We start from the raw sequence: 14,195 nt of genomic DNA on the forward strand, positions 1-14,195 counted from the left end.
TATTCAATTGAAAAAAATAACAACAGAATATTGATTGTTACAAAAAAGGGGGGAGATTTAAAATATGTTAACACTTAATAGTAGGTTTTGGAGAGTATTTTTAGTAGTTGCTATACTGGTATTTACACTAGAACGGTCATATTTTACTTTAGCAAAAACAAGATATGAACAAGAAAATTACAAAGAAGTTGAGAGTGGATATGAATATAGAAAAACAAATTAGTTGAGGGTAGGCTTGTCTACAAGAACCCTACCCCATTTTGTAATAATTTTGTATTATTTACCCCTTTATATATTATATAATATATAGATAGGTATAAAATTAAGGGGGAACAAAAATGAGGAAAGATAGAATGAATAAAATTATAAGCAACATGAGAAACCATAACGTAGAAAGCATGATAATAACATCTAGTGATTCTATATTTTACTTACTAGGCAAGTGGATAGAACCGGGAAAAAGGCTTTTAGCTCTTTATATAAATACTTCTGGAGAAACTAAATTATTTATGAACGAATTATTTCCGGTTGAGGAAGGTATGAATGTCGATATAATCTTACATAAAGATATTGATGATCCTATAAAACAATTATCTTTATTTATAAAAGAAAACGAAATAGTAGGAATAGACAAAGAATGGCCAGCACATTTTCTTATAAAACTTATGAATGAAAAGCCTAATGCTAAATTTGTAAACGGTTCAAGGGTTGTTGACGAAGTTAGAATGATAAAAGATGAAGAAGAAATAAATCTTCTTAGAAAAGCATCGGGGATAAATGATATAGCAATGTCACATGTAATAAAACTTATAAATGAAAATAATACAGAAAAAGACATATCTAAATTAATACCAGATATATTTGAAAAAAATGGATGTGAAAGCACTTCTTTTAGTCCTATAATATGTTACGGTGCTAACGGAGCAGAACCACATCATAAACCTGACAACACAAAATTAGAACGTGATAAAGGTATTATAATAGATATGGGTGGAAAATATAAGGGTTACTGTTCTGATATGACTAGAAGCTTCTTTTATGGTAATCCTTGTGATGAATATAAAAAAATATACAATTTAGTATTAACCGCCAATACTGAAGCTATAAAAACTATAAAACCAGGGGTTAAGTTTTCTGAGATAGATAAAATAGCTAGAAATATAATAGAGAAAGGTGGATATGGAAAATATTTTACTCATAGAACGGGCCACAATATAGGTATAGTTTGTCACGAATATCCAGATGTTAGTGGAATAAATGATATGTATCTTCAAGTAGGCATGGTGTTTTCTATAGAGCCTGGAATATATATACCTGGAAAATTCGGGGTAAGAATTGAGGATTTAGTTGTAGTAACTGAAGACGGATGCGAAATTCTAAACAAATACGATAAAAATCTTAAAACCTTATAATTATTAATAACTTAAACAAGTTTACTTTTAAAAGTAGGCTTGTTTTTGCATATATAAAATTATGAAAAAAATGTTGCTATTTGTCTAAAAATAATACTTTTTAAATGGTAAAATTTAATAAGATAGGATATAATAATTAATACAATCAAACGAGATTATATGAGGAGGTATCTTATGAAGTGGATTGAAATCACTGTAAGAACAACAACTGAGGCTACGGAAGCGATTACTAACATACTATATGAAAGTGGAGTAGGTGGAGTTGTAATAGAAGATCCTAAGGATTTTTTATTTCAGGAAAAAAAAGATACAGATTGGGACTACATAGAAGAAGAAGTGTTTAATACAGGATATGAAGGCTCTATAATAAAGGCATATTTATCAGAGGAGAAAAATGTTATTGCAGAAGTTGAAATGATAAGAGAAAAAATAAAATTACTTCCTTCTTATGGTTTAGATATAGGAGAGGGAAGTGTTGAAATAACGCAAGTTGATGAAGAAGATTGGGCTAACGCATGGAAACAATACTACAAGCCAACTAAAGTTTCAAACAAGATAGTTATAAAGCCTACATGGGAAGAATACATAAATAAAGACGATGAAATGGTTATAGAACTTGATCCAGGAATGGCATTTGGTACTGGAACTCATGAAACTACTAGAATGTGTATAGAAGAACTTGAAAATCAAGTAGATGAAAGTAAAGTAGTATTTGATATAGGTTGTGGAAGTGGAATACTTTCTATAGCTGCTGCTAAATTAGGAGCATCTAAAGTTATAGGAGTTGACCTTGATCCTGTTGCTGTTAAAGTATCGAAAGAAAATGTAAAAGTTAACGAAGTAGAAAATATAGTAGATGTAAGGCACGGAAACTTAATGGATGTTATAACGGAAAAAGCAGATGTTATAGTTGCTAATATAATAGCTGATATAATAATAATTTTATCAGATGAAATAGCAAACTTCTTAGTTGATAAGGGAATATTTATATCATCGGGAATAATACTTAGTAAGATTGAAGATGTTAAGGCAGCTTTAGAGAAAAACGGATTTGAAGTTTTAGATGTAAAAACGATGGGTGAGTGGGCTGCTATAGTATCTAGAAAAGGTGAGTAATATGGATAGATTTTTTGTAGATATAAATAATATAAACATAGATAATAAAACGTGCATTATAGAAGGTGAAGATGTAAAGCACATATCTAAGGTTTTAAGGTGTAGTGTAGGAGACAATTTAGAGATATGTGATAAAAACAATAATGAGTATATTTGTGAGATAACTGATATAGACAAGAAAAATGTATTTCTAAAGATAGTAGAAAAAGTGGATATAAATAGAGAATCAAAGCTAAAGGTTAAGGTATATCAGGGACTTCCAAAAGGGCAAAAGCTAGATTTGATTATTCAAAAACTTACAGAAGTAGGAGTAAGTGAGATTATTCCAGTGGTAACTAAAAGAAGTGTTGCTAAAATAGATGATAAAAAAGAAGACAAAAAGCTTGAAAGATGGGAAAGAATAATATACGAAGGAGCTAAACAAAGTAAGAGAGGATTAATACCTAAAATCAAAGGCCCTCTTACTTTTAAAGATGCTTTGATTGATATGAAAAATAATGACATTAATATAGTGGCTTATGAAAAAGAAGACAAGTTAAAACTTAAAGATGCTTTAAAAGCTCAAAATATAAATTCAATAGGTATATTTGTAGGTCCAGAAGGTGGATTTGAGGAAGAAGAAATAGATAAATTAAAAGAAAGCGGAGTTAAATGTGTAGGCTTAGGCCCTAGAATACTAAGAACCGAAACTGCTTCTATTGTGCTAGCATCTATTGTAATGTACGAGCTTGCTGACTTAGGAGGTGATGAATAAATTGAAGAAAGTAGCATTTTATACATTAGGCTGTAAGGTAAATCAGTACGAAACTGAAGCTATGGGTGAACTATTCAAAAAAGCTGATTATGAAGTAGTGAGCTCTGAGAATTATGCTGATGTATATGTTATAAATACATGTACAGTTACTAATATGAGTGATAGAAAATCAAGACAATATATAAGAAAAGTTAAGAAAATAAATCCGGATTCTATAATAGCTGTAGTTGGATGTTACTCTCAAACAGCACCTGAAGAAGTATTAGAAATTGAAGGTGTTAATGTAGTAATGGGAACTAACGATAGAAAAAAGATAGTAGATATAATACAGGATATAAGTGCAAAAGAAAAAGTAAGTACGGTTGACGATATAATGAAGGTTAAGCAATTCGAGGAAATGGAAATAAGTGAGGTAAGGGGAAAAACTAGAGCATTTCTTAAAATACAAGAAGGGTGCGATAGATTTTGTTCTTATTGCATAATTCCATACGCTAGAGGACCTGTTAGAAGTAGACTATTAGATAATATAGTCAAAGAAGTAAAAGAACTTGCAAATAATGGATTTAAAGAAGTAGTTTTAACAGGAATTCATGTAGCATCATATGGAAAAGATTTAGGAAATGTAAGCTTAGTAGATGTTCTTAAAGCAATTCATGAAATAGACGGAATAAAAAGAATAAGAATGAGCTCTGTTGAGCCACTATTATTTACTGATGATTTTATAAATGAATTGACTTCTATGGATAAAATATGTCCACATTTCCATTTATCTCTTCAAAGTGGATGCGATGAAACACTAAAGAGAATGAATAGAAAGTACACTACATCAGAGTATAAAGAAATAGTAAATAAGCTTAGAAAGAAAATAAAAGATGTTGCTATAACTACCGATGTAATAGTAGGATTTCCAGGAGAAACTGAAGAAGAGTTTGAAACTACTTATGAATTCTTAAAAGAAATAAAACTTTGTCAGATGCATATATTTAAGTATTCTCCTAGGAAAGGAACAAAAGCTGCACAGATGAAAAATCAAGTTAGTCCATCTGATAAGCAAATAAGAAGTGAAAAGTTAATAAATTTATCAAGTCAGAATTTTAAGGAATTTGCATCTAATTTTAGAGATGAGAAGCTTGAAGTTTTGTTTGAGCAAAAAAATGAAAGTGGATATTATGAAGGATTAACTCCTAATTATATAAGGGTGTTAGTAAAGTCTGATGAAAATATAGAAGGAAAAATACTAAATGTAGTAATAAAAGAAATAAAGAATGAGTTCGTAGAAGGAATTTTAGTTTAATTGTAGAATTACTAGACTTGTTAAAGGGGGTGAGTAAAGTGGAAAACTGCATATTCTGCAAAATAGTTAATGGAGAGCTTCCATCTAGCAAAGTATATGAAGATGATAAAGTACTTGCTTTTAAAGATATAAATCCACAAGCTCCGGTTCATATACTAGTAATACCAAAAAAACACTACGATTCAATAATTGATATAGATGATAGTGAAATGGATATAGTAGCTCACGTGCATGTTGTTATAAACAAAGTTGCAAGAGAAATGGGCGTTGCACAAACGGGATTTAGAATAATAAACAATTGCGGTGAAGATGGATGTCAAGAAGTAAAACATATACACTATCATATACTTGGTGGAAAAAAGCTAAGATCGCTGTAATAAAAAAAACTTGATAAAACATTGATATTAGTTTATAATATCTGAGTATGGTATTAACCCTGCAAACAACCTAGTTTATGACCTTGCTATAGTCGTAGCAGAATTGCTGGTACCGGAGGGAGGGAAAAGGAATGGCAGAAGTAAGATTAAAAGAAAATGAAACTTTAGATAGTGCTCTTAAGAGATTTAAGCGTCAATGTGCTATGTCTGGGGTATTATCAGAGGTTAGAAAAAGAGAACACTACGATAAACCAAGCGTGAAGCGTAAAAAGAAATCTGAAGCGGCAAGAAAAAACAAGAGAAAATAGTAAGAGGTGAAAGTATGTCGCTGAAAGCAAAGTTAATGGATGACTTGAAATCTGCTATGAAGAATAAAGACGATGTGAGAAAGTCTGTTATCACTTTATTAAGAGCCGGAATAAAGCAATATGAAGTTGATAATAGAGTTGAGCTTGATGATGAGGGAGTTATGGATATAATTTCTAAACAGTTAAAGCAAAGGAAAGACTCACTCGAAGAATTCAATAAAGCAGGTAGAGAGGATTTAATATCTGAAACTGAAGCAGAGATACAAGTACTTATGGAATACTTACCAGCTCAATTAAGTGAAGAAGAGATTGAAGCTATAGTAGTAGATACTATAAAGGAGATAGGAGCTTCTTCAATTAAGGATATGGGGAAAGTAATGTCAGCTTTAATGCCTAAAGTTAAAGGTAGAGCTGATGGAAAAATTGTAAACGAACTAGTAAAGAAAAATTTACAATAGATCAAAAGGCTAAAGCATTTGCTTTAGCCTTTTCATTATGTCCAAAAATGTTGAAAATATGCACAATTTTCTATAAAATAAATATGTATACAATACACTATATGAAAAGATGGTGAAAAAATTGAGAAAAATACATGTTAGCCAAGTAACCCAAGCAGTAAAAGAAATGTGCATCTCATCTAATATATATTTAGGAGATGATGTAATAAGTTCACTAAAAAAAGGTGAAGAAGAAGAGGTTTCTCCTATTGGAAAAGAAATATTAGATATTCTAATAAGAAATGCTACAATTGCAAGGGAAAATAAGATGCCTATATGTCAGGATACAGGAATGGTAGTTGTGTTTTTAGAGGTTGGGCAAGAAGTACATTTTGTAGGTGGAAACATAGAAGATGCCATAAATGAAGGAGTAAGACAGGGGTATGAGGAAGGCTATTTAAGAAAATCAGTAGTGAAAGACCCTATAACAAGGGAAAATACAAAAGATAATACTCCGGCTGTTATACATTATAATATTGTACCTGGTGATAAAGTTAAAATAACTGTAGCACCAAAAGGTTTTGGAAGCGAAAATATGAGCAGAATCAAAATGCTAAAACCATCTGATGGTATAAAGGGTATAGAAGACTTTGTAGTTGAAACTGTTTCAGTTGCAGGAGGAAATCCTTGTCCACCTATAATAGTTGGTGTAGGGATTGGAGGAACAATTGAAAAAGCAGCTTACATAGCAAAAAAATCACTTCTAAGACCAATAGGACAGCATAGTAGGTATGATCATATAAAAGATATGGAAATTAGATTGTTAGAAAAGATAAATAATCTAGGAATAGGCCCGCAAGGACTAGGAGGAAAAACAACAGCTCTAGGGGTTAATATAGAAATATATCCAACACACATTGCATCTTTACCTGTGGTTGTTAATATAAACTGTCATGCTTCAAGACATGAAGAAAAAATAATATAAGGAGAATACAAAAGTTATGAAAGATATAAAAGTTATAACCACTCCTTTAACACAAGATAAAGTGGAAAAATTAAAAAGTGGAGATATTGTACATATTACAGGAACTATATATACAGCTAGAGATGCCGCTCACAAAAGACTAGTAGAAGCCATAAATAAAAAAGAGAATCTTCCATTTGAGCTAAAAGATAGTGTAATATACTATGTAGGTCCAACCCCAAATAGACCTGGTAAAGTTATAGGATCAGCAGGGCCTACAACAAGTTATAGAATGGATGATTTAACTGTACCACTTCTTAACTTAGGATTAAAAGGTATGATAGGAAAGGGTAACAGGTCAGAAAATGTAATTGATGAAATGAAAAAAACGAAGGCTGTTTACTTTGCAGCAATAGGTGGAGCAGGAGCTTTTATATCAAGTTCAATTAAAGAATCTAAAGTTGTAGCGTATGATGACTTAGGGTCAGAAGCTATAAGAGAGCTTAAGGTAGAGAATTTCCCAGCAATTGTTGTTATAGATTCAAAAGGAAACAACTTATACCAAACTGAAAGACAAAAATATGAAAAAAAGTAGGTGGACATTTTGAAAAACTATAATGAATTAGCATTAAGATTACATAAAGAAAACAAAGGAAAAATATCTGTTGAGAGTAAAATAAAACTAGAGAACAAAGATGATTTATCTATAGCATATACTCCAGGGGTAGCAGAGCCTTGCAGAGAGATACATAAAGATGAGAGTTTAGCATATGAATACACATCAAAATCAAACTTAGTTGCAGTAGTTAGTGATGGAAGTGCTGTATTAGGACTTGGTGATATAGGAGCTAGTGCATCTATTCCAGTAATGGAAGGAAAGGCTATACTATTTAAGAGTTTTGCAGATGTAGATGCTTTTCCTATTTGCCTTAATACTAATGATGTAGATGAAATAGTAAGAACTGTAAAGCTATTAGAACCAGTATTTGGAGGGGTGAACTTAGAAGATATAAGTGCTCCAAGATGCTTTGAGATAGAAGAAAAGTTAAAAGATGTACTAAATATACCAGTATTTCATGATGATCAACATGGTACAGCAATAGTTGTAGCTGCAGGAATAATAAATTCACTAAAACTTTGCAAAAAGGAAATAGATGAAATAGATGTAGTTGTAAATGGTGCAGGATCTGCAGGTATTGCTATAACAAAGTTACTTATAGATATAGGAGTTAAAAATATAACTTTATGTGACAAAAATGGAGCAATATATGAAGGGTGTGAAGGACTTAACTGGGCACAAGAAAAGATAAGCAAAATTACTAACAAAAATAAACAATCTGGAAGTTTAAAAGATGTAATAAAGGGAAAAGATGTTTTTATAGGGGTTTCAGCTCCTAATGTACTTACTAAAGATATGATAAAAGATATGGCTGACAATCCTATTATATTTGCAATGGCAAATCCTATTCCAGAAATTATGCCAGATGATGCTAAAGAAGCAGGAGCATTTATTATAGGAACAGGAAGATCGGATTTTCCAAATCAAGTAAACAATGTACTAGCTTTCCCTGGAATATTTAGAGGTGCATTAGATATAAGAGCGAAAGAAATAAACAATGAAATGAAAATAGCTGCAGCATACGCAATAGCAAACAGTATAAGTGAAAATGAATTATCTATAGATAACATACTTCCAAACCCTCTTGATAAAAATGTGGCTACAAATGTTGCAAATGCAGTGAAAAAAGCTGCAGTAACTTCAAATGCTGCTAGAATATAATTAAAAATAAGGAGGAAAATTATGATAAACTCTAACACAAACTTAATATGCCTTATAGGACACCCAGTAAAACATAGCTTTTCTCCTAATATACATAATCATTTATTTAAAAAATACAATCTAAATTACGCATATATTTGCTTTGATGTAGAAAGCAATAAATTAAAGTCAGCCATAGATGGAATAAGATCTCTTGGTATAAAAGGTGCAAATGTTACAATACCTCACAAAACAGAAGTTATCAAATATCTAGATGAAATATCACCTAGTGCAAAACTAATAGGTGCAGTTAACACAATAAAAAATGAAAACGGAAAGCTCATAGGATATAATACGGATGGAATTGGATTTGCAAAATCCATATTAGATGAAGGATACAATATAAAAGGAAAAAATATAATGATATTAGGAAGTGGAGGGGGGTCAAAAGGAATAGCTGTTCAAATGGCCTTATCTGGATGCAGTTTTATACATATAAAAAATAGGACATTAGATAATGCCAAAAACCTATGTCAAATACTTAAGCAAAACTTTGACATAAAAGTAAAATATAGCAATATGAAAATTACTGAAGAAGAGTTAAATGATATAGATATAATAATAAATACTACTCCAATAGGAATGACACCAAATATTGATCAATGTCCTATAGATACTAATATATCCCCTAAAAGAGATGTATTAGTTTGTGATATCGTATACAACCCAAGAGAAACGCAATTTATACAGTGGGCTAAAAAAAGGGGTCTAAAGAGCATAGGCGGAATTTACATGTTGATTAATCAAGCATTAGAATCTTTCAATATATGGACAGGGGTAAAATGTGACGAATATGACACAAAAGAAATCTTACAAAAAGTAGGTGTCTAGTACTTGAAGAAGTATCTAATAAATAATAATGGAATAAGCTTAATTGAGGTTATAGTAACTGTAGCTATAGTCAGTCTTAGCTTTTCTATGTTGCTTACTATGTATATAAGCTCTTTTATGTACTCACTAAAAGGGAAAGAACATTTTGCTGCAAGTAGCATTGCAGGAAATTACATAGAGAATATGAGAAATTACGATACAGAAAAACTGATACAGGACTATAGCGATGCAAAATTTTATGAGGGCGATTATGTGGTAAATACACAAATAGGGCTTCACGAATCTTTCAAAGTGAATAGATTTGACCCAAATACTATAAAATCGGATTTACATATAATAATAAATGATTATGCATATATAAATGATATAAAATACGAAAAAGAGAATGTAGAAATAAAAATAGATAACAGCCTAAATTATATAATAAAGCCATTCAATACTGCAGGAAGAATAGTGGATAACAAAAATATATTTATATGGCAAATAAAAAACAATAATATACACATAGACATACAAAATAATTCTAACGAAAAGATAGATATATATTTTATATGTAATTATGATATTTCTCAAAAAATAGATATTACAGGATACAACTACTCATTAAAATCAAACATAATAAACATAGACAACGAAAAATTATATAACGTAGCTACAATGAAAGTTACTATAACTAAAAACGATGAAGAACTATTTAACGCTCAAGGATACACAAGAGTAAGGTGATTGTATGAAAAATAATAGGGGATCTGCATTAATATCTACACTTATGATATTCTCGGTAGTTATGATTTTAGGGATTACACTCTTGAACATTTCTACCTTGAATTATATTTCAAAAAAAATGAATTCACAGTCTAAACAATCCTTTTATTTAGCAGAAGGTGGACTAGATTTAGTGTATGGACAAGTAATAAAAGAAGTTGAAAAAGCAATTGAGTATGCAAAAGAAGGTATGGATAACTTTATAATCAATAATCTTCAATATGAACTAACTAAAAGTGATGAATATGTAAATGTAAGACATACTGAAAATAGCACCTACTACTCTTTAGACATAGATAAAATAGAAAAGCTATTGACAGATGAATTTAACAAAGAATATAGAAGATATTTCTTGGGTAATAAAAGAGTAGAATTTATAAATAGTTTAAGTAGTATAAACGAAAATGGTATAAGAATAAACGTAGAAAATGGCTCAGTAATTCAAGAAAATAACAAGATAAAGTTTAAAATAGTATCAAATTACAAAGAAAACAATATAGAAAAAGAGATAACTAGCGACGTTTATATAAAAGTACCTACTGTAGAAGATAAATACATAAACTATGCTTTAGATGTAGAAAGAATAAACAAAAATCCAATCTGGGATAAGGGCATAATGACTAACTCAAACATAAACTCAATTCAAGACATCATATCTGAAAGTATTTCCGAGAAAATAAATTACGATATAAAACATTATGTAGAATTAGATAAAGCTATAAGTATTAAAGAAAAAGATGAAATTATATATATAGGAACAGAAAATATAACAATAGAAGAAAATTTCAAAAATGGAATAATAATAACAAGCGGGAAGGTAAATGTAAATACATCTAAATTTAGCGGATTGATTGCATCTGAAAAAGATATAGATATATCTACAAGCTTAGAGTTTACCTATGACCCTTACAAGACATTAGATATAATAAAAAAACATAATCTATTTAGCTACTTTAAAAATGGGAATGAAGATAAATTCGTATTTCTAGAAAAAATAGACATATCTAACATTATGGGAGATAAGAATATCCCAGATTTTATAGAGTATAAAAACTGGATAAGGAGGAAATAGAGTATGGACAATAAAGGAATGTGACTTTGCTTGAAACATTACTTTATTTAGGGATACTTTCAATAATACTAGTAATACCTGCGTGTAAAATTTATGTAAGAGAGTATCAAATAGATTCATTTGTAAGACAATTAGCACATGATATAAGATACACAAGAGTTAAGAATATGAACTCTGACTATTCAACTTATATTTACTACAAAGAATATGAAGATGGCACAAAGTCTTACATACTAAGAGAAGCTGGACAAGACAAAAAAGAGGTTAAGCTTCCTAATAACACTATATTAAGTCGATCTATAAATAAAATAACATTTTCTCTTTCAGGAAGCTTAAGTCAGCAAGGGGAAACCATAGTTGTAATAGATAGACTTAAAAATAAAAGAAAGGAACTTACAATAGTTCCATTTAGCGGGAGAGTTCTTATAAAGGAAGATATTTATGAAGGATACTAAAGGATTTTTAATGATTGAGCTAATTATATCTTTAAGTTTGATAGGTGTAATTATGCTACTGGTATTTAATATAACAATATTTAACATAAAAGCTTTTACAAAAACAGAAGCAAGTGTAGAAATTCAACAACAAGCACAATTTCTAAAAGAATTTATAGAAGATAAAGTCTATAGGTCAACGAGAATAGACAGTATAATAAATTTGAGTGGAAATAGAGTTAATGTAAATACATTCAAAAGCGGAGAAATAAGAGAGATAAGACTTTATCTAGTTGATGGAGTTGTTGGAATTTATATAGATAAAAACAGTAAAAAAATGTTCTACAGAACAGATATAAGATATAATGGATATGAAATTGGAAATTATATAAATAAAATGGAAATAGAAAAACTTCAAAATGGAAGAGGAATAAAGTTTAACTTAGAAATTCAAAAGAAAAAAGAAACATTTGATTTAGAATTTATAGCTTATTTTAGAAATTAAATGATAGGAATGATTGATTTGAATAACATAGTTTTTATAGGATTTATGGCTGTTGGCAAAAGTACCATAGGAAAAGAAGTATCAAAAGTATTAAATATGAAATTTATAGACACAGACAAAGAAATAGAAAAAAAAGAAAATATGAATATAGATAATATATTCAAACAAAAAGGAGAAAAATATTTTAGAGATCTTGAAACTAAAATAATAGAAAATATGCTCTGCGAAAAAAATATAGTTTTATCTACTGGAGGAGGAATTATAGAAAAAGACTATAATTCAAAGCTTCTAAGGCAAATTGGAACTGTAATATGGTTAGATGCAAATAAAGATACTATAATGAATAACCTAAGCAAATCAAAAGAAGAAAGACCTCTTTTGAAGGAATGCAACATAGAGGAGAGAATAAATAGCATAATGAGTAGAAGACTACAAAAATACAAAAATGCATCTCATATAATTATAGATACGAATAATAAAAGTGTAGATGAAGTAGTTTGTGATATACTATTCAATTTGAACAAATTGTGATATTATAGTAATGGTAAATTTTTTCACAGGGAGCTTCTTTATGGAAAAAATATTGGTATTAAATGGACCAAATTTAAATCTAATAGGATACAGAGAAAAACAAATCTATGGAAATAAAACTATGGATGATCTTAAGGAACTAATAAAAAACGAATGTGGCAAACTAGGAGTATCTGTAGATTTTTTCCAGAGCAATCACGAAGGAAGTATAATAGACAAACTCCATCAGTCTATAGATGGATATACTGGAATAGTTATAAATCCAGGAGCTTATACTCATTACAGTTATGCTATCTATGATGCAATCAGATCAATAAAAATTCCAACAGTTGAAGTACATATATCAAACACGTATGATAGAGAAGAATTTAGGCAAAAAAGTGTAACAGCAAGAGCATGTATAGGCCATATATGTGGATTTGGGCTATATAGCTATATTTTGGGAATTTATGCTATTTTAAACCATAGGGGGAGGCATTTAAAATGATGAGTAGAATCCAAAATCTAAGAAAAGAAATGAAAGAAAGAAATTTACAAGCTGTAATTATCTATAAGCCACAAAATAGAAGGTATATATCAGGATTTACAGGTTCGGCAGGATATGCTTTAATTACAGAAGATAAAGCTATATTTTTTACTGACTTTAGATACATACAGCAAGCATCTAATCAATGTAAAGATTTTGAAATACTAGAAATATCTAAAGTTAAATCAGTTACAGAGTATCTAAATGAAATGAACATAGAAACTTTAGGATTTGAAGATGACTTTATGGACTTTGCTACATATTCAAAGTTCACAGATGAACTAAAAAATACAAAGCTTGTTCCTTTGAAAGGATTAATGTTAAATTTAAGAAGCATAAAAGATGAAGAAGAGATTAACATGATAGCTAAGGCTGCACAAATTGCTGACAAAGCTTTTGAACATATACTAAGTTTTATAAAGCCAGGTGTGTGTGAAAGAGATTTATATTTAGAAATTGAGCATTTTATGAAGAAAAATGGAGCATCAGGAGTTTCTTTCGAACCTATAGTAGCTTCAGGTAAAAGGTCATCTCTTCCTCATGGAGTTGCAAGTGAAAAGATCATTGAAGATGGAGATTTCTTGACATTAGATTTTGGTTGTATATATAATGGTTATTGTTCAGATATGACAAGAACAATAGTAGTAGGAAAAGCATCAGATGAGCAAAAGAAAATATATAATATAGTTTTAGAAGCTCAAACTAAGGCTTTAGAGGCTGTAAGACCAGGAATAACTGGGGAAGAATTAGACAAAATAGCTAGAGATATCATAACAAAAGAAGGTTATGGAGATAAATTTGGACATGGACTTGGACATGGTGTAGGTCTTGAAGTTCATGAATTGCCACATGTAAATTCTATAGGCAAAGACCCTTTAAGAGCTGGAATGGTTATAACAGATGAACCTGGTATTTATATTCCAGACTTTGGTGGAGTTAGAATAGAAGATTTGATATTGGTTACTGAAGAGGGTTATAAAGTTTTATCTAACTCTCCTAAGGAATTAATAGAGCTAAAATACTAATAAACATAATAATGGAGGGATATTA

At 29.9% G+C, this 14,195-nt stretch carries 19 protein-coding genes; all 19 read left to right on the forward strand.

What is annotated here, in order from left to right:
* The first annotated feature begins 64 nt into the window (after nucleotides 1–64).
* The 19 genes from CLOTH_RS10610 (at nucleotide 65) to CLOTH_RS06830 (ending at nucleotide 14,170) form a co-directional block, all read left to right on the forward strand.
* Nucleotides 65–223 carry a hypothetical protein gene (locus CLOTH_RS10610; RefSeq protein ID WP_158080481.1) on the forward strand — a complete coding sequence of 53 codons (159 nt, stop codon included), beginning with the start codon at nucleotides 65–67 and terminating at the stop codon, nucleotides 221–223.
* A gap of 115 nt (nucleotides 224–338) precedes the next feature.
* On the forward strand, nucleotides 339–1,412 hold the full coding sequence (locus tag CLOTH_RS06745; protein WP_079412384.1) for a M24 family metallopeptidase: 1,074 nt from the start codon (nucleotides 339–341) through the stop codon (nucleotides 1,410–1,412).
* A 174-nt stretch (nucleotides 1,413–1,586) separates the two neighbouring features.
* A complete protein-coding gene (gene prmA / locus CLOTH_RS06750) occupies nucleotides 1,587–2,528 on the forward strand; it encodes a 50S ribosomal protein L11 methyltransferase (RefSeq protein ID WP_079412386.1) in 942 nt (313 codons plus the stop codon).
* A gap of 1 nt (nucleotide 2,529) precedes the next feature.
* Nucleotides 2,530–3,282 (forward strand): 16S rRNA (uracil(1498)-N(3))-methyltransferase, encoded by a 753-nt coding sequence (locus CLOTH_RS06755; RefSeq protein WP_079412388.1) that lies wholly within the window; start codon nucleotides 2,530–2,532, stop codon nucleotides 3,280–3,282.
* 1 nt (nucleotide 3,283) lies between these two features.
* Complete coding sequence (mtaB, locus tag CLOTH_RS06760; protein WP_079412511.1) at nucleotides 3,284–4,576, forward strand: tRNA (N(6)-L-threonylcarbamoyladenosine(37)-C(2))-methylthiotransferase MtaB; 1,293 nt, start codon at nucleotides 3,284–3,286, stop codon at nucleotides 4,574–4,576.
* 38 nt (nucleotides 4,577–4,614) lie between these two features.
* Complete coding sequence (locus CLOTH_RS06765) at nucleotides 4,615–4,953, forward strand: histidine triad nucleotide-binding protein (RefSeq protein WP_079412390.1); 339 nt, start codon at nucleotides 4,615–4,617, stop codon at nucleotides 4,951–4,953.
* Between the two features lie 131 nt (nucleotides 4,954–5,084).
* Entirely contained in the window at nucleotides 5,085–5,261 is a 177-nt protein-coding gene (gene rpsU, locus CLOTH_RS06770) for a 30S ribosomal protein S21 (RefSeq protein ID WP_079412392.1), read from the forward strand.
* Nucleotides 5,262–5,275: 14 nt separating this feature from the next.
* Nucleotides 5,276–5,719, forward strand: a complete 444-nt coding sequence (locus CLOTH_RS06775) for a GatB/YqeY domain-containing protein (RefSeq protein WP_079412394.1) — start codon at nucleotides 5,276–5,278, stop codon at nucleotides 5,717–5,719.
* A 121-nt stretch (nucleotides 5,720–5,840) separates the two neighbouring features.
* Nucleotides 5,841–6,683, forward strand: a complete 843-nt coding sequence (locus CLOTH_RS06780; protein WP_079412396.1) for a fumarate hydratase — start codon at nucleotides 5,841–5,843, stop codon at nucleotides 6,681–6,683.
* 16 nt (nucleotides 6,684–6,699) lie between these two features.
* Complete coding sequence (locus CLOTH_RS06785; protein ID WP_079412398.1) at nucleotides 6,700–7,257, forward strand: Fe-S-containing hydro-lyase; 558 nt, start codon at nucleotides 6,700–6,702, stop codon at nucleotides 7,255–7,257.
* A 6-nt stretch (nucleotides 7,258–7,263) separates the two neighbouring features.
* On the forward strand, nucleotides 7,264–8,442 hold the full coding sequence (locus CLOTH_RS06790) for an NAD(P)-dependent malic enzyme (protein ID WP_079412513.1): 1,179 nt from the start codon (nucleotides 7,264–7,266) through the stop codon (nucleotides 8,440–8,442).
* 21 nt (nucleotides 8,443–8,463) lie between these two features.
* On the forward strand, nucleotides 8,464–9,312 hold the full coding sequence (gene aroE, locus CLOTH_RS06795) for a shikimate dehydrogenase (RefSeq protein ID WP_331722047.1): 849 nt from the start codon (nucleotides 8,464–8,466) through the stop codon (nucleotides 9,310–9,312).
* Between the two features lie 3 nt (nucleotides 9,313–9,315).
* Nucleotides 9,316–10,038 (forward strand): type IV pilus modification PilV family protein, encoded by a 723-nt coding sequence (locus tag CLOTH_RS06800; RefSeq protein ID WP_079412402.1) that lies wholly within the window; start codon nucleotides 9,316–9,318, stop codon nucleotides 10,036–10,038.
* 4 nt (nucleotides 10,039–10,042) lie between these two features.
* Nucleotides 10,043–11,149: a pilus assembly PilX N-terminal domain-containing protein gene (locus CLOTH_RS06805; RefSeq protein ID WP_079412404.1), complete on the forward strand. Its 1,107-nt coding sequence runs from the start codon at nucleotides 10,043–10,045 to the stop codon at nucleotides 11,147–11,149.
* 26 nt (nucleotides 11,150–11,175) lie between these two features.
* Complete coding sequence (locus tag CLOTH_RS06810) at nucleotides 11,176–11,604, forward strand: hypothetical protein (protein ID WP_079412406.1); 429 nt, start codon at nucleotides 11,176–11,178, stop codon at nucleotides 11,602–11,604.
* Nucleotides 11,591–12,088 carry a PilW family protein gene (locus CLOTH_RS06815; RefSeq protein WP_079412408.1) on the forward strand — a complete coding sequence of 166 codons (498 nt, stop codon included), beginning with the start codon at nucleotides 11,591–11,593 and terminating at the stop codon, nucleotides 12,086–12,088. The genes CLOTH_RS06810 and CLOTH_RS06815 overlap by 14 nt, the downstream gene beginning before the upstream one ends.
* A gap of 18 nt (nucleotides 12,089–12,106) precedes the next feature.
* Nucleotides 12,107–12,619 carry a shikimate kinase gene (locus CLOTH_RS06820; protein ID WP_158080482.1) on the forward strand — a complete coding sequence of 171 codons (513 nt, stop codon included), beginning with the start codon at nucleotides 12,107–12,109 and terminating at the stop codon, nucleotides 12,617–12,619.
* Nucleotides 12,620–12,659: 40 nt separating this feature from the next.
* Complete coding sequence (gene aroQ / locus CLOTH_RS06825) at nucleotides 12,660–13,106, forward strand: type II 3-dehydroquinate dehydratase (RefSeq protein WP_079412412.1); 447 nt, start codon at nucleotides 12,660–12,662, stop codon at nucleotides 13,104–13,106.
* On the forward strand, nucleotides 13,103–14,170 hold the full coding sequence (locus CLOTH_RS06830; RefSeq protein WP_079412414.1) for a M24 family metallopeptidase: 1,068 nt from the start codon (nucleotides 13,103–13,105) through the stop codon (nucleotides 14,168–14,170). The genes aroQ and CLOTH_RS06830 overlap by 4 nt, the downstream gene beginning before the upstream one ends.
* Nucleotides 14,171–14,195: the final 25 nt, after the last annotated feature.

The organism is Alkalithermobacter paradoxus (assembly GCA_002029295.1).
GTDB lineage: Bacteria > Bacillota > Clostridia > Peptostreptococcales > Peptostreptococcaceae > Alkalithermobacter > Alkalithermobacter paradoxus.